The organism is Sphingomonas sp. AC435 (assembly GCF_979253005.1).
Map to the genome: position 1 here is coordinate 40,938 of NZ_CEEDCJ010000006.1, position 19,219 is coordinate 60,156.

The 19,219-nt window shown below is 68.1% G+C and carries 19 protein-coding genes; 3 read left to right on the forward strand and 16 right to left on the reverse strand.

The window, feature by feature from the left end; all coding sequences use genetic code 11:
• Positions 1 to 22: 22 nt before the first annotated feature.
• Positions 23 to 745, reverse strand: a complete 723-nt coding sequence (locus tag AC0CH8_RS12660; protein ID WP_465240205.1) for a GcrA family cell cycle regulator — start codon at positions 743 to 745, stop codon at positions 23 to 25.
• Positions 746 to 803: 58 nt separating this feature from the next.
• On the opposite strand from AC0CH8_RS12660, the gene AC0CH8_RS12665 reads away from it, so the two are divergent.
• On the forward strand, positions 804 to 1,652 hold the full coding sequence (locus AC0CH8_RS12665; protein WP_055848618.1) for an ABC transporter permease: 849 nt from the start codon (positions 804 to 806) through the stop codon (positions 1,650 to 1,652).
• Between the two features lie 294 nt (positions 1,653 to 1,946).
• Positions 1,947 to 2,222, forward strand: coding sequence for a hypothetical protein (locus tag AC0CH8_RS12670; protein ID WP_465240206.1), 276 nt, complete (start codon positions 1,947 to 1,949; stop codon positions 2,220 to 2,222).
• Between the two features lie 98 nt (positions 2,223 to 2,320).
• Here AC0CH8_RS12670 and AC0CH8_RS12675 read toward each other — a convergent pair whose 3' ends face one another.
• The 4 genes from AC0CH8_RS12675 to AC0CH8_RS12690 all read right to left on the reverse strand — a co-directional run bounded on the left by AC0CH8_RS12675 (position 2,321) and on the right by AC0CH8_RS12690 (position 5,325).
• Positions 2,321 to 2,851: a GNAT family N-acetyltransferase gene (locus AC0CH8_RS12675; RefSeq protein WP_465240207.1), complete on the reverse strand. Its 531-nt coding sequence runs from the start codon at positions 2,849 to 2,851 to the stop codon at positions 2,321 to 2,323.
• Complete coding sequence (locus AC0CH8_RS12680) at positions 2,848 to 3,639, reverse strand: LysR family transcriptional regulator (protein WP_465240208.1); 792 nt, start codon at positions 3,637 to 3,639, stop codon at positions 2,848 to 2,850. Before AC0CH8_RS12680 ends, AC0CH8_RS12675 begins: the two co-directional genes overlap by 4 nt.
• 67 nt (positions 3,640 to 3,706) lie before the next feature.
• Positions 3,707 to 4,105 carry a Co2+/Mg2+ efflux protein ApaG gene (gene apaG, locus AC0CH8_RS12685; RefSeq protein ID WP_055848884.1) on the reverse strand — a complete coding sequence of 133 codons (399 nt, stop codon included), beginning with the start codon at positions 4,103 to 4,105 and terminating at the stop codon, positions 3,707 to 3,709.
• A gap of 11 nt (positions 4,106 to 4,116) precedes the next feature.
• Positions 4,117 to 5,325 carry a trans-sulfuration enzyme family protein gene (locus tag AC0CH8_RS12690; protein WP_465240209.1) on the reverse strand — a complete coding sequence of 403 codons (1,209 nt, stop codon included), beginning with the start codon at positions 5,323 to 5,325 and terminating at the stop codon, positions 4,117 to 4,119.
• 67 nt (positions 5,326 to 5,392) lie between these two features.
• On the opposite strand from AC0CH8_RS12690, the gene AC0CH8_RS12695 reads away from it, so the two are divergent.
• The gene (locus AC0CH8_RS12695; protein WP_465240210.1) at positions 5,393 to 6,640 is read left to right on the forward strand and encodes a phospholipid carrier-dependent glycosyltransferase; all 1,248 of its coding nucleotides are present in this window, start codon (positions 5,393 to 5,395) and stop codon (positions 6,638 to 6,640) included.
• 121 nt (positions 6,641 to 6,761) lie between these two features.
• Here the strand turns inward: AC0CH8_RS12695 and AC0CH8_RS12700 are convergent, their stop codons facing one another.
• From AC0CH8_RS12700 to AC0CH8_RS12750, 11 genes are all read right to left on the reverse strand, one after another.
• Positions 6,762 to 7,862 carry a glycosyltransferase family 2 protein gene (locus tag AC0CH8_RS12700; RefSeq protein WP_465240211.1) on the reverse strand — a complete coding sequence of 367 codons (1,101 nt, stop codon included), beginning with the start codon at positions 7,860 to 7,862 and terminating at the stop codon, positions 6,762 to 6,764.
• Between the two features lie 13 nt (positions 7,863 to 7,875).
• Positions 7,876 to 8,919, reverse strand: coding sequence for a 3-isopropylmalate dehydrogenase (leuB, locus tag AC0CH8_RS12705; RefSeq protein WP_465240212.1), 1,044 nt, complete (start codon positions 8,917 to 8,919; stop codon positions 7,876 to 7,878).
• A gap of 44 nt (positions 8,920 to 8,963) precedes the next feature.
• Positions 8,964 to 9,695 (reverse strand): DNA repair protein RecO, encoded by a 732-nt coding sequence (gene recO, locus AC0CH8_RS12710; RefSeq protein ID WP_465240213.1) that lies wholly within the window; start codon positions 9,693 to 9,695, stop codon positions 8,964 to 8,966.
• Positions 9,696 to 9,759: 64 nt separating this feature from the next.
• Positions 9,760 to 10,647 (reverse strand): GNAT family N-acetyltransferase, encoded by an 888-nt coding sequence (locus AC0CH8_RS12715; RefSeq protein ID WP_465240214.1) that lies wholly within the window; start codon positions 10,645 to 10,647, stop codon positions 9,760 to 9,762.
• 7 nt (positions 10,648 to 10,654) lie between these two features.
• Positions 10,655 to 11,602 carry a polysaccharide deacetylase family protein gene (locus AC0CH8_RS12720; protein ID WP_465240215.1) on the reverse strand — a complete coding sequence of 316 codons (948 nt, stop codon included), beginning with the start codon at positions 11,600 to 11,602 and terminating at the stop codon, positions 10,655 to 10,657.
• Between the two features lie 78 nt (positions 11,603 to 11,680).
• Positions 11,681 to 14,476: a DUF3857 domain-containing protein gene (locus AC0CH8_RS12725; RefSeq protein ID WP_465240216.1), complete on the reverse strand. Its 2,796-nt coding sequence runs from the start codon at positions 14,474 to 14,476 to the stop codon at positions 11,681 to 11,683.
• A gap of 104 nt (positions 14,477 to 14,580) precedes the next feature.
• Positions 14,581 to 16,500, reverse strand: coding sequence for an excinuclease ABC subunit UvrC (uvrC, locus tag AC0CH8_RS12730; RefSeq protein ID WP_465240217.1), 1,920 nt, complete (start codon positions 16,498 to 16,500; stop codon positions 14,581 to 14,583).
• Positions 16,501 to 16,563: 63 nt separating this feature from the next.
• On the reverse strand, positions 16,564 to 17,223 hold the full coding sequence (locus AC0CH8_RS12735; protein WP_465240218.1) for a DVUA0089 family protein: 660 nt from the start codon (positions 17,221 to 17,223) through the stop codon (positions 16,564 to 16,566).
• 388 nt (positions 17,224 to 17,611) lie between these two features.
• Entirely contained in the window at positions 17,612 to 17,932 is a 321-nt protein-coding gene (locus AC0CH8_RS12740; RefSeq protein ID WP_465240219.1) for a DMT family transporter, read from the reverse strand.
• 149 nt (positions 17,933 to 18,081) lie between these two features.
• On the reverse strand, positions 18,082 to 18,705 hold the full coding sequence (locus AC0CH8_RS12745; protein ID WP_465240220.1) for a F0F1 ATP synthase subunit B family protein: 624 nt from the start codon (positions 18,703 to 18,705) through the stop codon (positions 18,082 to 18,084).
• Positions 18,698 to 19,192, reverse strand: a complete 495-nt coding sequence (locus AC0CH8_RS12750; RefSeq protein ID WP_055848566.1) for a F0F1 ATP synthase subunit B family protein — start codon at positions 19,190 to 19,192, stop codon at positions 18,698 to 18,700. Before AC0CH8_RS12750 ends, AC0CH8_RS12745 begins: the two co-directional genes overlap by 8 nt.
• Positions 19,193 to 19,219: the final 27 nt, after the last annotated feature.

The window sequence follows — 19,219 nt, forward strand, 5'->3', positions numbered from 1 at the left end:
GCCTGGAGGAGGGGCATCGGACCTACCGGACGCGCGGGCCACCGAAGGGCAGCGGCGGCGGCGGGCGGCGGTCGCGGCGGGGGAGCTGCGCCTGATAGGCGTGGCCGCAATGATCGACGCAGTACGGGAAGCCCGGGTTCACCTTCTCACCACAGAAGTGGAAATCGGGTTCGCCCGGATGGCCCAGCGGCCATTTGCAGATGCGGTCGTTCAGATCGAGCAGGCTGGTCTTGCCCGCGATCTCCGCCGATGGCTTGGCCGGAACCAGCCGGCGCGGCGGCGCGGGGGCGATCGGCGGCTGCTGCTCGCCCGGCGCCTGACGCAGGAAGCCACCGGGGCCGACCGAGCGCATGATCGGCTGCGGCGGCGCGGGAGGCGCTGCAACGACGGCGGGTGCAGCCTCCTCCGCCTCGTCCTCGTCCTCGATCTCCGGCGCGGCAGCGCGCGGCGGCGCGGCGACCGGTGCGACCACGGGCGGCGGCGGCGGAGCAGCCGCTACGACGGGCGCCGGCGGCGGTGCAGCCGCTGGCATTGGCGCCGGTGTCGGCGCGGCTGCGGCAGCGGTCGCCGCCGAGTCGTTCGCGCGCACCGGTGACGGGCGCGCCTGAAGGCCCAGCCGGTGCGCCTTGCCGATCACGGCATTGCGGCTGACGCCCTGCCCCAGCGCCTCGGCGATCTGGCTGGCGGTCTGGCCGGCCTCCCACATCGTCTTGAGCGTATCGATCCGCTCGTCGGTCCAGGACATGCGTATTCCTTATCGTCATCGTTGCGGGCGGCAGCCGCAGGGAGTACCCGACCCCGCCATGAGCAGCCAGCCCCCGATCGGTCAAACTTTGGTGAGGAACGCCCCCGGCGTGCCCGTCATCCGGAACATCAACTGGGGCGGCCTTCGCACCCTCTATATCAAGGAGGTGCGCCGTTTCTTCAAGGTGCAGCTCCAGACGATCTGGGCACCGGCGATCACGACGCTGTTGTTCCTCGTCGTCTTCACCGTCGCGACGGGCGCGAAACGCCCGGTTCTGGTCGGCGGATCGGAGGTCGCGTTCGCCGATTTCATCGCGCCGGGCCTCATCATCAGCCAGGGGATGATGGGCCCCGCCTTCGCCAATGCCAGCTTCTCGCTGCTGGTCGGCAAGATCCAGGGGACGATCGTCGATTATCTGCAACCGCCTTTGTCGACGATGGAATTGCTGTCGGCGCTGGTCGGCGGCGCGGTGACGCGGGCGATCATCGTCGGCATCGTCGTGTGGGCGGCGATGGCGCTGTACCCCGGCGTTCACGTCACCCCGCACGCACCGCTGGCGATCCTGTGGTTCGGCCTGCTCGGGTCGCTGTTCCTCGCCTTCCTCGGCGTGCTGACGTCGATCTGGGCGGAGAAGTTCGACCACGCCGCCGCGGTGACCAACTTCGTCGTCACCCCGCTCGCGCTGCTGTCGGGCACCTTCTACTCGGTCGACAAGCTCGCTCCGGCTTTCCGCGCGTTCAGCCACGCCAACCCGTTCTTCTACATCATCTCCGGCTTTCGTTACGGCTTCCTCGGCATCGCCGATTCGCCGGTGTTCGTCGGATCGCTGGTGGTGCTGGGCATCGACGTGGCGCTCGGCGTCGCCTGCTACGTGCTGCTGCGGCGCGGATGGCGGTTGAAGAACTGACGGGTTCGGGGTTTCGCGACGGGAGCAGTCGGGGGTGTCGGTGCTGGAAGCGCGCGGTTCCGAGCTGCTGATTTCGCAGGATAATGCAGGCGAAGTGGAGGAAGTGGAGGCGCCGGACAGGTGTCCTCCATTTCGGTCAAAACGGTGTGCGATTGGTCCGCGCTGGACGACTGCTCACGCCCAATTGCGGATATAGCCGCGACGTGAGAAATGGTACCGGTGCGACTGGCCACACTTATTCGCAGGTTCGTTGACTGGGACCTCAGGCGCAAGCCAATCACTACTGCTGGGAATTTGACACTTCTCGTCGGGATGGTCCCGTGGTTTTTCGCCCTTCTTCTTCGCCCGATACCAGCCAGTCTTGAAATCTCGGTTGTAGTCCTCGCGGCCATCGCTTTCGATGTGATTTGGTTTGGGTTCGTCGGCTGGCGAGCGCTTCTGCTGTTCAAGGCATTTTCAGCGAAGAACGATGGCCTATACGATCGCTCGGGCAAGTACGTGCTGCCAACAGAGTATGCCGAGACCGAGAGTGCCACCAAGGCGCGGCGTCGTCGTCGGAGGGGCAGCTAACGACTAAAAAAAGCATCCTAGCCGAGCGAATTTCACGTAAGCGCCAAGCCAGCAGACACGCGGACCACAATGTCAAAGAGCCTGCTCCATGTACTCCCTCAATCCTCTGTAGGACAGCGCCACTCGCGCGCGAGAAGTCCCAGCAGCAGGGTGTCGCGGATGCCGATATGGGTTTCCCACTCCTCGCGCAGCAGGCCCTCGCGGCGGAAGCCGAGGCGTTCCAGCAGGGCGATCGAGCCGGCATTGTCCGGGTCGGTATCGGCGAAGATGCGGCGGGCACCCTCCTCCGCGATCAGCAGGTCGATCAGCCGCGCCACCGCCTCGCGCGCGTAGCCCTGCCCCCAGTATCGGCGGACGAGCAGATAGCCGATCTCGTATACGCCCGGCCGACGCCGGTGCGCGGACACGGTGCCGATCGCGGTGCCGTCCAGCGTGATCGCCCAGCTGACCCACGCATCAGGTGCCTTGCGCGGCATCAGATAGGCGCGCGTTTCCGCCAGATCGGCATGCGGCGCGCTCGACCACCAGCGCATCAGGTCGACGTCGCGATACGCGTCGTGCAGCGCCTCCGCATCGTCGGTCGACAGCGGGCGCATCCACAGCCGCTCGCTGTCGAACATCGCCTTCATTGCGCCAGCGCGTCGACCAGCGCGCGGACCTTCGCCTGCCGCCACTGCGGCAACGGCGCGACCAGCCAATAGCCGAGCCGCGACGGCACCGGATCGCCCATCGCGATCACCCGGCCCGACGCCAGATCGGCGGCGGCGAGCAGTTGCGGCACGGTCGCGCGGCCGAGCCCGGCGGCGGCGGCGTCGATCGCCAGCCCGGCATCGTCGACCCGCACCAGCGCGCCCGTATCGTCGGGCGACCCCGGCCACGCGATCAGCGGCGCGTCGATCGCCACGGCGGGTGCGGCGACGGTGACCATCCCGTCCGATTCCAGCGCCTCGCCCTCATGCTCGCCCGGCCCCTCGCCCCAGCGGATCGCGAGGTCGAGATTGGCTTGCGTGAAGTCGACCGTCTCGTCCGCGCCGATCAGCACGAAGCGCAGATCACGGTCGGCGGCGGCGATCGCGGCCAAGCGCGGCATCAGCCACTTGTCGGTCAGGTCGCGCGGCGCGGCGATGGTCAGCGACTTGGACGACTGCCCCGCCTGCATCGCCCGCACCGCTTCCTCGAACTGGAGGAAACCGTCGCGCAAGGGCGCGAGCCCGGCCTCGCCCTCCGGCGTCAGCTCCAGCCCGCGCGTGGTGCGCCGGAACAGCACGACGCCCAGCGTATCCTCCAGCGCCCTGATCTGCTGGCCCACGGCGGCGGGCGTGACGGCAAGCTCGTCCGCCGCGCGCGTGAACGACAGATGCCGCGCAGCGGCGTCGAGCACGCGCAGACCATTGAGCGGGAGGTGGGTGCGCTTCATGCCGTTGCCCTCCGGAAAGGAGTGCTGGCCCGCGCGATTCGCTCATGCGGCGTCGCGTGATACCCCGTCACTGCGACACCGTCGGCGCATGCAACGCAAAGCGCGGGATGTCCGCGTCGAACAGCGTGCCGTCCTCGGCGACCATCCGGTACGTACCCTGCATCGCCCCCGAGGGCGTCGCGAGGGGGCAGCCGGAGACATAGTCGAAGCTCGCACCCGGTTCGATCAGCGGCTGTTCGCCGACCACCCCCTCGCCCTCCACCGAATGGCGCGCCCCGCGGCCATCGGTGATGATCCAGTGGCGGGTCAGCAGCTGCACCGGTGCGGTGCCGTCATTCTCGATGCGGATGTGATAGGCCCAGAACCAGCGGCCCCGCCCCGGCTCCGACTGTTCGGGCAGGTAGCTGACGGCGACGCGCACCGTCACGTCGCGCGTCGTCGCCGCATAGCCGAACAGGCTCTTCATCGCGTCGAACGTCATAGGCCGGCACGCCTGAGCGCCTGATCGAGGTCCTCGATCACGTCGTCCGCGTCCTCCAGCCCGACGTTCAGACGCAACATGCCCTCGCCGATGCCCATCTCCAGCCGCTTTTCCTCGGCGACGCCGCTGTGCGTGGTCGAGGAGGGATGCGTCATCAGCGAACGCGAGTCGCCGATGTTGTTGCTGATATCGACCAGCTCCAGCGCGTCGAGCAGGGCATGCGCCTGCTCGCGCCCACCGGGCACTTCCAGCGCGAAGATCGGGCCGGCGGCGCTCATCTGCGCCATCGCCAGCTCGTGCTGCGGATGGCTCGGCAGACCGGGATGCATCACGCGCGCCACGCGCCCCTCTAGGAAGGTGCCGACCTTGACCGAATTCTCCGACTGACGACGGATGCGCAGGTCGAGCGTCTCCAGCCCCTTCAGCACCACCCACGCGTTGAACGCCGACAGCGTCGGCCCGGTGTTGCGCGTGAAGGGCAGCAGCGTGTTGTCGATCCAGTCCTGCGTCCCGCAGACGGCACCGGCCAGCACGCGGCCCTGCCCGTCCATCATCTTCGTCGCGGAATAGGCGACGACATCCGCGCCGAACTCCATCGGCCGTTGCAGCGCCGGCGTCGCGAAGGCGTTGTCGACGACCGTCGTGATCCCCCGCTCGCGAGCGATCGCGCAGACGGCGGCGAGGTCGACCACATCCATCGTCGGGTTCGCGGGCGTCTCGAAGAAGAACACCTTGGTTTCGGGGCGCAGCGCGTCGACGAACGCCTGCGGGTCGCGCGCATCGACCACCGTCGTGGCGATGCCGAACTTCGGCAGCAGCGTATCGGTCAACCACCGGCACGATCCGAACGCGGCGCGCCCGCCGACCAGATGGTCGCCCTGCTGCAACTGGCACAGCAGCGCCGCGGTCATCGCCGCCATGCCGGTCGCCATCGTCCGGCACGCTTCCGCGCCCTCCAGCAGGGCGATACGCTGTTCCAGCATCTCGACCGTCGGGTTCTGGAGCCGCGAATAGGTCATGCCGACCTGTTCGCCCGCGAACCGCGCCGCCGCGTCGCCCGCGCAGTCGTAGGCGTAGCCCGAGGTCAGGAACAACGCCTCCGACGTTTCGCCATATTCGGACCGCGCGGTGCCGCCGCGGACCGCCTGGGTCGCGGGACGCCAGTTCTGGGTGATCGTGCGGTCCTGGCCGGTCTTGCGCTTCATGCCCGCCGCTTTGCCCCCGGTGCGCGGTCCCTTGCAAGGAAAAGCCGAACGACGGCATGACGGGGGCGTGTCCGCTGTCCTCCGCCGTTTCGCCGATAGACCCTGGCCCGTCGCGCTGCTGATCGCGGTGGCCGCGCAATCGCTGTTCGGCTGGCGATTGGCGACGCCGACCAGTCTGGTGTTCGACGAGGTGCATTACGTCCCCGCCGCGCGGACGCTGCTGGCGCTCGCCCGGCCGCAGAATATCGAGCATCCTCTGCTCGCCAAGGAGCTGATCGGGCTGGGAATCTGGCTGTTCGGCGATACCTCGCTCGGCTGGCGGGCGCTGTCGAGCGTGGCCGCGACGGGCGTCGTGACGGGCGTGTTCGCGCTGCTGTGGCTGGGCACGCGGCGGATGCGACCGGCAGTCATGGGTGCGGTGCTGACCGCGCTGAACTTCACCGTGTTCGTGCAGGCGCGGATCGCGATGTTGGACGGGTTCATGGCGGCGTTCGTGGTCGGTGGCGCGGTGTGCCTGCTGTGGGCGATGCATGCGCCACCGGGACGAGTCGGGCGACGCTGGGCGGCTGGCGCGGCGATGCTGGGGCTCGCGACCGCCTGTAAGTGGACCGCCGCGCCATACGTGGCGTTCGCCGGCATCGCGTTCGTGCTGCTGCGGCGCGGGCGTCCGGATCGCTGGCGCGGGCTGGACGCGGAGGTGGCGCTGGCGGTGCTCGGGCTGGGCAGCGTCGCGGTGTATTTCGCGACGTTCCTGCCGGCATTCTTCTACGCCGAACAGCCGCTGACGTGGCGGACGCTGATCCCGTTCCAGTGGACGATGTACCAGCAGCAGACGCAGGTGCTGCCGCCGCACACCTATCAGTCGGCGTGGTGGACGTGGCCGCTCGACATCCGCCCGATCTGGTATCTGTACGAACGCGTCGACTGGGCGCAGCGCGGCATCCTGCTCGTCGGCAACCCGGCGGTGTGGTGGGGCGGACTGGTCGCGGTCGCCGCGTGCGCCTGGGGCTGGATCAGGACGCGCGACGTGCGCCTGGGCGTCGCGGCGGGGCTGTGGATCGCGTCGTTCGCGATCTGGCCGGCGATCCCCAAGTCGCTGGGGTTCTTCTATTATTATTACCTGCCCGGCATATGGCTGGCGATCCCGATCGCGGTCGCGTTCGACCACTGGCGTGCGAGGGTGGACCGCCGGGACGAAGCGTATCTACTGCTCGTCGCCGGCCTGTTCGTGTATTTCTACCCGATCCTTTCCGCCGCGCCGCTGGCCGGGGAACGGTCGTTCCTGCGCTGGATGTGGCTGAGGAGTTGGCCGTGAGCGGCCGCTGTCCTACATGGCGGAGGTCCGCTATATGCGTTGGATCGAACCGTTCTTTGACATCCCGACGGCTTTGGCGAAACGCCGCGTTGGACTAACCTTAGCCTAACCTTCCGCGGGATCAGTACCGCCCCCAAACGAAGCGCGACGACAGCGCGTAGTTCCACACGGCACCGACCAGCACCCCCGCCAGCGCGGACAACGCCCATGCGTCGTTGTGGACATCGTGCAGGAATGCCGCGACGCCGACATTCGCGACCGCCCCGACCGCGCAGACGACGCAGAACGACACCCACCCGTCGGCCAGTTGCCTGAACCCCTTCAGCCGCCGGTCGCGATAGGTCAGTGCGTTGTTCAGGAAGAAGTTTCCGGTCATCGCCGCCAGCGTCGCGACGATCGTCGCCGACAAAAAGCTGACGCCCATCGCCAGATAGAGCAGCGACAGCACGGCCATGTGCATGCCCACCCCGATCGCGCCGATCGCGGAGAACATCGCGAACCGCACCGGTACGAACCGCCCGAACCGGCGATCATACAGCGCGATCAAATACTCCATCGCCACGACGTGATCGAGCTTCGACTCGCCCTCGGTCCGGACGCGGAAAACATAGGGAAGTTCGACGAAGCGCATCGGCACCGGCGCGGCGGTCATCAGGTCGAGCAGGATCTTGAACCCGATACCCGACAGCCGCGGCGACAGCGCCCGCGCCACCGCGGTGCGGATCATGAAGAAGCCGCTCATCGGGTCCGTCAGGCCGGTCTTCAAAATATAGCCGGACAGGCGCGTCGCCAGCGCCGACTTGGCGACGCGGTCGGGGTCCCACTCGCCCGTGCAGCCGCCCTCGCAGAAGCGCGATCCGACCACCACGTCCAGCGTGGTGTCCGCCTGCAACTGCGCCAGCATCGCCGGCAACAGCGTCTCGTCATGCTGCATGTCGCCATCGATCACCGCGACGACCGGCGCGGCGGTGGCGCACATCCCCTCGATACAGGCCGACGATAGCCCACGGCGGCCGATCCGGTGAATGACGCGGACGCGGGTATCGACGCGGCCGAGCGAGCGCGCCTCGTCGGCGGTGCCGTCCGGGCTATCGTCGTCGACGAAGATCACTTCCCAACGGATGCCCGACAGCGCCTGATCCAGCCGCGCCACCAGCGTCGCGACATTGCCACGCTCGTTGAACGTCGGCACGACCACCGCGAGGTCGAGCAGTTCCGTCACGGGCGTCGACCTCTCACAGCCCCGCCAGCACCGCATCGGCCATCGCGGTCGTGGACAGCGTGCCGCCCAGATCGCCGGTTCGCGCGCCGCCGGCGATCGCCGCCGCCACCGCCGCCTCGATCCGGTCGGCCGGCGCCGGCATTGCCAGCGAGTGGCGCAGCATCATCGCCGCAGACAGGATCGCGGCGCAGGGGTTGGCCTTACCTTGCCCGGCGATGTCGGGCGCGGAACCGTGGATCGGCTCGAACAGGCCCTTGCCCGCGCTGTCGAGTGCGGCGGAGGGCAGCATGCCGATCGACCCGGCGCACATCGACGCCTGATCCGACAGGATGTCGCCGAACAGATTGCCCGTGACGATCACGTCGAACTGCCCGGGATCGCGCACCATCTGCATCGCGGCATTGTCGACATACATGTGGCTGAGCGCGACGTCGGGGTAATCGGCCGACACCTCCACGACCACGTCGCGCCACAATTGCGAGGTTTCGAGGACGTTGGCCTTGTCGACCGACAACAGGATGCTGCGGCGGGTGCGCGCCGTCTCGAACCCCACCCGCGCGATCCGCGCCACCTCGTTTTCGTCGTAGCGCATCAGGTCGTGACCCTCGCGCAAACCCTCCGTCGTCGTGCGGCGGCCCTTCTCGCCGAAATACACGTCGCCGGTCAGCTCGCGGACGATGACGAGGTCGATGCGCCGCGCGATTTCCGGCTTCAGCGCGGACGCATCCTCCAGCCCGGCGAACAGCCTCGCCGGGCGCAGGTTGGCAAACAGGCCGAGTTCCTTGCGCAGGCCGAGGATCGCCTGCTCCGGCCGGAACGCGCGCTCCAGCATGTCGAAGGCGGGATCGCCGACCGCACCGAACAGGATCGCATCGGCGCGGCGAGCAAGGTCGAGCGTCTCGGGCGGCAGCGGATGTCCCGCCGCACGGTACGCCGCGCCGCCGACGGGAGCCTCCCCGAACGTCAGGCCGAGGTCGAGCGCCTCCAGCACGCGCCGCGCCTCCGCGGTGACTTCCGGGCCGATGCCGTCGCCGGCGAGCAGTGCGATGAGCGCCATGTCGTCTCCTGTGTTCGCGCTCGCCCTTGGCGACACCGGCGCGGTCACGCAACCGCCCTCTTCAGCCGATCGACCAGCCGCTCGCGCGCCGCCAGCGGCTCCGCGCGCCGATCCGTCAGGATATCGCGGGTCAGGAAATGCCCGGTGATCGCCAGTCCGGCAAGGAGATCGCCGCCATCCGGTTGACCGCCGTCGATCAGGAATGCGGGCAGCGGGAATAGTTGACGCTCATACCCCGCTGCGCCGACGCGACTGACCGCGCCGCCGCTCTTGGGGCTGACGAAGGCGAGATCGCCCGTCGTGCCGGTGACGACGCAGCCCGACAGGTCGAGCCCGAAGCCGAGTTCGGCGAGCAGCAGCAGCTCGTACCGCACCAACGTTCCCGCCCACCCCCGCGCAGCCGGAGCCGCCTCGATCGCCGACAACACGGCGTCGAGGCCGTCGTGCAGCCGCGGATAGGGCTGCGCCTCCGGCAGCGCGGTCGCGGTCAGCGCGGTGACCCAGGCGATGCCGGCGGCGGGCAGCGGCTCGGCATGCAGGACGGAGCGGCTGTGCAACGGCTCGACGGTCAGCGCGGGCAATTGCTCCGCGGTCCGCGCCCGCCACTCGCCACGGATGGTGTTGCCCGGTTGCAGCACCGGCCGCAGCCGCCGCGACCGACCCCCGCGGACGTAACCGGGCTGGACCCCGTCGTCGCGCGTCAACGCCCGCGCGACGAGCCCATGCTCGCCATGCGCGCGCGTCGCGAGGACGATGGCGTCGGTCAGCAGGTGCATGCCCGCCGGTGTAGCGGGTTGCGGGAACAGGCTGAAGCTAATCCTCCCCGTTCAGGCGAAGGATTTAGCGCCGCACGCGATCCGCCAGCCGCTTCAACGCCGGCACCGCCGTCAGCCGCTTCGCCAGCCCGACCCCGAAATCGAATCCGGACAGTACCCCCAGCGCTCCCCGGTTCGCGACACTCGGCCGCAGCAGCAGCAGGTCGGCGCAGTCCACACCACCAGTGGAGAACAGCCGCTTATGCTGACCATCGCCCTCGGTAAAATCGAACCGCGCGAACCGCGCTTCCTCGAACAGGTCGGCCATCGCCTGGGCATGCAGGATCGTGCCGGGCGACCACCCGCCCCAGCCCGGATCATGCCCGACATGATCGTAGCGCAGCGCCGTCCCCTCCGCCGTGCAGCAAAGATAGGCGATCGGCCGATCGTCCAGCAGCATCAGCCACGCGCGCGCCCCATCACGATCGGCGGCGGCGAGCAGCGCGGCTGGGTCCTCCGGCAGACCAGCGTCGAGCAGCTTTTCCTGATAGGTCGTCGCCGACAGCGGCCGGGCAAGCGCGTGGAACACCGCGATGCCGTCCCGGTCGCGATAGCGACGCATGTCGAGCCGGCCTTCGCCTGCCAGCTTCCTGCCCTTGCGCTTCAACCCCGACCGCGCATTGGCCGACAGGCCGGCCAGCCACGCGTCGTGCCCGATCGTCAGGTCGGTCCAGCGCCGGACGTACCGCTGCTGGACGTGGCGGAACAGCCGGTCCGGGAGCAGGCCGCACCCGGCAACCGTGTCGGGCAACGAGGTGATGCGATAGCCGTGCGCGTCACCCAGCGGCGGCAATACCGGCATCTGGCCGGCCAGCGCCGCGTCGAGCGACAGGCCGACACGCACCAGCCGGCGCGGGATCGTCGCAAGCGTGCGGGCTCCGACCTGAAGCCGGAGCGCACCAGCCTGGCTCATAACGCGCTCACGCGGCGCGCTCCTCCACCAGGTTCGACCACAATTGCTCCGCCTGCCGCCAACGGGTCCGCAGCGCATCGGGGGCGAGCGGACGGTCGTCGCGGTCGAGCTTCAGCGGTATGTCGTCGGCGAAATGCTGGGTTGGAAGCACGTCGCGCAGGTCGGCGAGCATCGCACACAGCGCCTCGAACCGGCGGACGTGGACGCCGTTGGCGCGGGTGCCGGCGCGATTGGCGAGTTCGAAACCGTGGCTGACGATCGTCACCGCGGCGTGGCCCGCGACGGCGGCATGCTCCAGCGCATCATAGGTTTCGCCGGACGACAGCGCGCAGAGCTGGAACGTGCGCAGGCTGCCCGGTGCGTCCTCGATCACCGTCACCGGCACCTCGATGACCTCGCGCGCGACCGGGGCGATATGGCGGCGTGGCAGCGAAATCAGGCTGTCCGGCTCCGCGCCATTGTGGCTGCTGTCGTAGACGAAGCCCAAATCCGCCAAGGCCGCGAGCGTGTCGTCGTTGGCGGCGTAGGAGCCCGCGCGAAACGCGGTCGGCGCGGGCGCTCCCGCCGCCATCAGCAGGTCGGTCGCGCCGGCAATCAAATGGCGCTGCTCCGCATAGCCATATTCATGCAGCGCGAAGCGGGCATGGGCGGCACCCCGGTCGCCCGCGCGCGCCGCCGTCCAGTTGGGGTGAAGGTGAAGCTGCACCTCCTGCCCGGCCTCCAGGATCGTGTCGACCATCCGGCGGACGGGGGCGAGGCCGAACGTCATCGCCGGCATCGGATCGACGAAGAAACAGGCCTTCAGCCCGTGCTCCGCCAGCCTGTCGAGCTGGTACGAGAGCCCGACGCCGGCGGGCTCCAGCGATCGGCTGTAGATGCCGTCGACATCGTGGCCGGCGCTGTGGTGACGCCAGGCGAACTCGGTGTCGACGGTGAGGAAGACGGGGGTCGTCATGACCGTATGCGTACGGGCGGTTGGTGAAGAAAGCGCAAAGGCGGTGGCGGATCACCGGGCCGACCGCCCCCATTGACGCTAAGGCTTGATCCCGAAGCGCGAATAATCCCGGTCGATCAATGGCGAGATCAGGCGGGCGGAGGCCAGATCGGCCTTCGACTCCGGAGCGGCGCCCTGCTTCCCGCGAATGATGCCGCGCATGTACAGGCTGGCGGCGAGTTCCGGCGCATCGTCCAGCGCCGCGGTCAGGTCCGCCAGCGCGTCGTCGAAACGGTTCATCCGGTAATAGACCATCGCCCGGCTATCGAGGGCGGACACCCGGCTCTCGCTGAGTTCGATCGAGCGCGTGCAATCCTTCAGCGCGGTATCGAGCTGCACGTTCAGCGTGCCCTTGATCCAGCAGCGCGAATTCAGCAGCTGTGCGCTGCCCGGATTGTCCTTCACCGCCTCGTCGATCGCGACCAGCGCGCCGTCGCCATCGCCCGCGCGGGCGAGCAGGTCGGCCTTCGCCGCCATATAGTCGCCCGCTTCCTTGCCGCCGGCATCGATCCGTTCCTGGATCATCGCGATCGCGGCATCCTTGTCGCCCGCGTCGAGGCGATAGCGCGCCATCGTGTTGATCGCCGCGAACGACGACGGATCCAGCTTCAGCGCCTCGTCGAGATCGGCCTGCTGCTTCGCCTTCTCACCACCCTGCTCATAGAGCCCGGCGCGCCACAGATAGGTGTCGATCGTCGGTTCGATCGACAGCGCCTTGGTCAGGTCGACGATCGCGGCGGGCCGATCGTAGGTGTTCGCGAGGAAGCTGGCGCGGTTGATGTAGACCGCGACATCCTCCGGATCGTTGGCGATCGACTTCGCATAGGCGGCGAGGATCGGCTTCAGCGCGCCCGATCGCCGCGCCTCCGCCACGACCTGGAAGCGCGACGGCAGATCGACCGGCGCCGCCGCCTGCAACGTCCGCGTCTTGGCCAGAGCGACCCTGGCACGGGTGGCGGGGATGTCGGCGGGTGCGATCTCCGGCGCGACGGTGGCGAGTTCGTCGTCGATCGTGACGACATCGCCCGCCAGCGCGCTCTTTCGAACGATGCGGCGGCCGGCGATCACCTCGTCGAGACTCTGGTCACCCTCCAGCACGAAGCCCTTGCCCCCCTGCGGCAGCAACAGGCGCGTGTGCATCGCCATCCGCTTCGCCGGGCCGACCGCGACCGGGATCGCGCGCCACGCCGCCCGGCCGCGATCCGGCGTGAAGTTGATGTCGGACATCGTGCCATCCAGCGCCGTGCGCCAGCGGCCCCGCTCCTTCCCCCACGGGCTGGACACGATGCCCCGCCCAGTCACGGTGGCGACGCCGGTGACGAGATCATAGGCGAGCGACTGGTCGGTCAGCCGCGCATTCGACACGATATTGCCGACCACCTTCTGCACCATGTCGCGCTTCTGATCCGGCGTCGCCTGCTGAGCGACGAGGTTCATCATCGACCCGCTCTGCCCGCGCACCTTCATCGTCACGGTCACCAGCGTCGGCAGCGACACGCCCGCCCGCTGATCGTATTCGACCGCCGCCTCGACCTCCGGCCGGGCATCGGGGTGGAAGGGCACGGCGACGAGGTCGGACCCCGCCGCGCGGATCGGCAGGACATGGCGGAATGTCGGCACGTCGCGAATGTCGGCCAGCGTCACACCGTTCATCGTACCGTCCAGCCACAGCGTCTCGCCGGCGACGTTCGCCTTGACGATGATATGGTCGAACGCCGCCGCGGACGGCAGGCGCGTGTCGAACACATCGCCCGCCTGCGCCGGCGCGGTCGCCGGCTCCGCATCGATCTTCAGTTCGTGCAGGATGGCGAGCAGCAGCAGCGTCTTCGCCTTGCAGTCGCCATAGCGCAGCGACCACGTGTCGGCGGGCTTCTGCGGCGTGTAGTTACCGCCCGCCATGCCGTTGAACAGATAGCGGATCTTGCCCTGCACCAGCTCCAGCGCGAGCGCCGCCCGCTTCAGCGGGTCGGGCGTCGCCGCGGCGATCCTCGCCACTTCGGTGGCCAGCGGGCTGCCCGCCGGGATCAGGCCGGCGGTGGCATAGAGCGGCGCCATCGTCTGCGACACGGCCGACCAACTCGCAAAGGTCGTCGCCTCCACGATCGGCGGACGGACGAAACGGACCGGCGCATCGTTCGGCAGTTCGGGCTGCTTCGGCAGGATGCCGTCGAAGGTCACCTCGCGGTATCCGTCCGCGGTGGTGACCAGCGGCTTCGCTCCTTCCGCATAAGTCTTCCACTGAACCGCATCCTTCTCAGGCCAGGTCAGGCGGATGCGGGCAAGGCCCGCGCGGACCGGCGCGACGGGAAGTTGCGCGATCGTCTGGACCTTGCCGCCGAGCGCCGCGTCCTTGTTCGTCGTCGAGATCGTCAGGCGCAGCACGTCGCCCAGCCGCAACCCCTCGACCGCCAGCGTCGCGGTCAGGACGCCGTTCATCTCCAGCCGCTCCAGCCGCTCTTCGCGCCGCAGCACGGTGAAGCGCTTGCCGCCCGCCAGCACGTCGATCGTCTCGCCGCCGCGCAGGATCTGAACGCGGTGGACGATCAGGTCGCCCTGATCGGGTTGCCACGACGCGGTCAGCGTACCCGCCTGCGTCAGCATTTCCGGCGAGGCGATGCGCGTGGCGGTGTCGACATAGGACCAGACCTGCCCGCCCTCCAGCCGCTGCTGGTTGTCGAACAGGACGATGACGGGCGATGCCGCATCCAGCTTCGCCGCGTCGATCGGCGCAGCGGCCTTTATCCAGCCCGGCGCGGCCTGATACAGCGGCGTCTCACTCGCGAATGCGGGGGCCGCGACCATGCACGCCCCCACCAGCAACCCGTACCGAACCATGTCTGCCCCCAAATCCCTGATCCCAGCTTAGCCGGTCGGGGGCACACCGCAATCGCTGATGCTGTGCTGTTCCGGTGCAGATGCCCGTCTGGCGATCAGCTCGCTCAGCGCGCGTGATAGAAATCATACACCTGCTGCGCGACCGCCGCCGACACGCCCGGCGCGCGTTTCAGGTCGTCGAGGCTGGCGTTGCGCACCGCGCGGCCGGTGCCGAAATGCATCAGCAGCGCCTTCTTGCGCGCCGGGCCGATGCCGGGCACCTCGTCCAGCGGCGACGCACCGATCGCCTTCGCCCGCTTTTCCCGGTGCGCCCCGATCGCAAAGCGGTGGACCTCGTCGCGCAGCCGCTGGAGATAGAACAGCACGGGGGCGTTGACCGGCAACTGGAACTCGCGCCCATCCATCATGTGGAAGACCTCGCGCCCGTCGCGGCCGTGATGCGGCCCCTTGGCGACGCCGACGAGGCACACATCCTCGATCCCCAGATCCTCCAGCACCGCCTTCGCCGCGTTCAACTGACCCTTGCCGCCGTCGATCAGGACGAGGTCCGGCCATGTCGAGTCATCCCGGTCGGGCGCCTCCTCCAGCTGGCGGGCGAAGCGGCGGCGGAACACCTCCCGCATCATGCCGAAATCGTCGTCGGTCCGCGCCTCGTTCCCCTTGATGTTGAACTTGCGATACTGGCCCTTGCGGAACCCCTCCGGCCCGGCGACCACCATCGCACCCAGCGCGTTGGTGCCCTGGATGTGGCTGTTGTCGTAGACCTCGATCCGGTCGGGCGGCTCCGGCAGGTCGAACAGTTCGGCGACCTCGCGCAGCAGCTTCGCCTGAGTCGTGGATTCGGCCAGACGCCGCTCCAGCGCCTCGATCGCGTTGCGCTTCGCCTGTTCCATCAGGCGGCGGCGATCGCCCCGCTGCGGCACCGACAGCACGACCTTGTACCCAGCGGCGTCGCCCAAAGCCTGCGCCAGCAACTCGCCCTCGCCCAGTTCCCGGTCGAGCAGGATTTGCCGCGCGGGCGGCACATCCTCGTAGAATTGCGTCAGGAAGCTGACCAGCACCTCCTCCTCCGGCACCTCCGCCGTGTGCGCGGGAAAGAAGCTGCGGTGTCCCCAATTCTGGCCGCCGCGGATGAAGAACGCCTGGATACCCGTCAGCCCATCCTTGCACGCCAGCGCGAACACGTCGGCATCGCCGACACCCTCCGCGTTGATCGCTTGCGTTCCCTGCACGAAGGTCAGCGCCTTCAACCGGTCGCGCAGCAACGCGGCCAGTTCGAAGTCCATATTCTCGGCCGCGGTCTGCATTTGCGCGCCAAGCTTCGCCTGCACCTGCGTCGACTTGCCCGCGAGGAAGTCCTTCGCGTCGCCGACCAGTTCGGCATAGCCCGCCTTGTCGATGCGACCGACGCACGGCGCGGAGCAGCGCTTGATCTGATAGAGCAGGCACGGCCGGTCGCGCGTCTTGAAGAACCCGTCCGTGCACGACCGCAGCAGGAACAGTTTCTGCAAGGCGTTGAGCGTGTTGTTGACGCTGCCGGCGCTGGCGAACGGTCCATAATAGTTGCCGACCGCCCGCCGCGCACCGCGATGCTTCTGGACGCGCGGAAAATCGGTATCGGCGCGCAGCAGGATGAATGGGAAGCTTTTGTCGTCGCGCAACAGGACGTTGTAGGCGGGGCGATAGCGTTTGATCAGCTGCGCCTCGAGCAGCAGCGCCTCCGCCTCGTTATTGGTCGTGACGATCGTCATCGACCGGGTCTGCGACACCATCCGCTGGAGCCGCTTGGGCAGCGCCTTGACCTGCGTGTAGTTCGAGACACGCTGTTTCAGTGACCGCGCCTTGCCGACGTACAGCACGTCGCCGCGCGCATCCTGCATTCGATAGACGCCGGACCGCTGCGGCAGCGTCTTCAGCACGTTGCGGATCGCCGCGACGCCCGCGTCGAGATCGGGCGTGTCGGAGCCGCGGATCGCGTAGGTGGCGTTTTCTTCGTTGAACCGGTCTGGCGTGGGCGTCGACATCGCCCCTTATCTAGGTAGGCGCAGGGCCGGATGGAATCCCCTCCGGCCCTGCCTCCGTCTCGATCAATGCGCGAAAGCGACCTTGACCGAGCGACGACGCAACGCGCCGCCGACCGCACCCATGCCCAGGATCATCATCGCCCATGTGGCAGGCTCCGGCACCGTACCACCGGGACCGGTCGCCGTGTCGACGCCGAGGATGTCGAACGCCCAGGCGCTTGTGCGTTTCGCACCGGTAAAATCGCAGAACGGTGCGGTGATCCCCATATCGCAATAGGCTTGAGTGAAGTTGCCGCTCCCCGCACGGCCGAATGCGTCGCTCAGAGTCGCTCCACCGAAGTTGTTGTACTGACTGAGTGCGACGCGATAGGTGCCCGCCGCAAGTGTCGACGAGAAGTTCACGTCGAAGGCGACGCCGGTCACGGGGTCGACGGGCACGCCGCTACCGTCATCCTGAAACGAGATGCGGTTACCCGTCGCCAGATCGTACAGCGTCAGGATCGGATCGAACCCGCCGGCGGCGATCGTCGCACCGGCCGAATTGACTCCGCCGGCATAGGAAAAGCTGCGCAACGTGACGGTCGAAGCCCCGGTCGCGACGAAGTCGAAAAAGGCGACATTGTCATCCTGCCGGAACGTTCCGGTATACGAAAAGTCCGTTGCAAAAGCCGGAGCGGCACTCAACAGTGCAGCGCCAAACAGCATCTTATGCATCGTTTTCATTGATCTTCCCCTGTTATCGACTCAACTCGAAGTCGAGTCGAACAGGTTCTACCATGAACCCGATCGGTTACGCAGGGCCAAGTCCATAAACAGGATCAAGCATGACCGTCTGTTCGATCATAACTTGTGTTCACTGTCAGCGGTCGAGATATTGCTGCATAGCGACACGGCATAGATTTTCCTCTCCCGTTCGCCCAAGCTGATCGCGGCCTGTGCGGAGCGATACCGCGGGGAGCCTGAGTCCCACCTGTGCTTGAACTGGCCTAGCGCAAACGGCTCCGGCGACGAGAATAGTGCGGGACAAGTCGACATCGCGACCGCGGCGCAGCACCGCCACACCTGAAACGTGCGTTTCACGGCCCAAAGCGGCCGAAGCCCTTGCGCTCGATCAGGCTTGCGCGAACAGCTTCGTGCCGACGACGCCGATGACGGTCAGCGTCATGAAGCCGGCCTGCACCGCGGATACGCGATCGCCGAACAGGAAGATGCCGCCGATGATGACGCCGACCGCGCCGAGCCCGGTCCAGACCGCATAGGCGGTGCCCGCAGGCAGGCCGCGCATCGCCAGCGCCAGCAGGCCCATATTCACGAAGCTGAGAACGATGGGGACGCTCGATGCCTGCCACGTGGCGAGGGTCGCCGCCCATTTCAGGCTCAAGGCCCAGCAAATTTCGGTGACGACGGCGACGGCGAGAACGAGCCAATACATGCGCGGGGTTCCTCCCACGGGCTCAACGCAGAAGCAGGACCGCCGGAAACCCGAAAGAGGCGGTCTGCCTTGAATCTGAAACTCGTCTGCCCTCACCCGGGCACACGATGCAGCAGGCGATTGGGCTCCGCCGCACCGGGAAGTCCGGATCAGTTCGGCCGGCCGAGCCCCGAAATCGTGCGGTCGATCATACGGCGGTCGGCATCGGCACCGTGATGCTCGGCGATCAGCAGGCCCGCAGCCTTCGCAGCGGCATCCGCGGCGCGGGCGCGCACCTCGGCGATCGCCGACCGCTCGGCGGCGGCGATCTTGTCCTCGGCCATCTTGGCACGACGCTCCATAAGCGCCTCGGCATCGGCCTTCGCCTTGACGAGGATCTGGTGCGCTTCCTGATGGGCATGCGCGCGCATCGTCTCCGCATCGGCTTCGGCCGCGCGAGCCTTGGCCTCATACTCGGCGCGCAGCGCTTCGGCCTCGGCGCGCAGCTTCGACGCTTCGTCGAGCTGCGCACGGATCGCGGCGATGCGGGTGTCTAGCATACCGCCGATCGCGGCGGGCACCTTCTTCACCAGCATGATGATGAGCACGACGATCGCGGCGATCGCCACCCAGCCGGTCGAGTCGAACCCAAGCGCGGTCGGCGACGCGACATGCTCCTCGCCGCCCGCAACGGTGCCGGCGGTACCATGCTCCAGCCCGTCCTCGCCCTTGATCGGACGCTCGGTCAAAGAGGTGGAGTTCACCGCCTCGGCGCTGAAACCGGGATTAGCCATGTGCCCTCACCTCGCGAACCGCGTGCGCCGCCTGATCGACGCTGACGTCGATACCGGACAGCTTGGCCACCAGTTGCTGCGCCGCTTCGGCCGCGACGGTGTCCAGATTGGCGAGCGCCTCCGCCTTAGCGTTGGCGATCGCGAAATCATGATGGCCCAGACGCTCGGCCAGGCTGGCGTCCGCCGCCTTGACCTGAGCCTCGGCCGACTGGGTCGCCTGCGCCTTCGCCGCCGCGGTTTCCGCCGCCGCCGCGACACGCGCCGCTTCCATCTGCGCCCGCCACGCATCCTCGACCGTATCCGCCTGACGGCGGGCGGCTTCGGCGGCAGCGAGATCGCCCTCGATCTTCGCCTCGCGGGCGTCGACCGTGGCGACGATCTTGGTCACCATCCCCTTGCCCACCACGAAGTAGAGCAGGCCGAAGGTGATCAGCAGCCAGAAGATCTGCGACGCGTAGGTGGCGGCGATCTGGGAAATCTGTGGCATCGGCTTCCTTCGATATCGGCCGGGCGG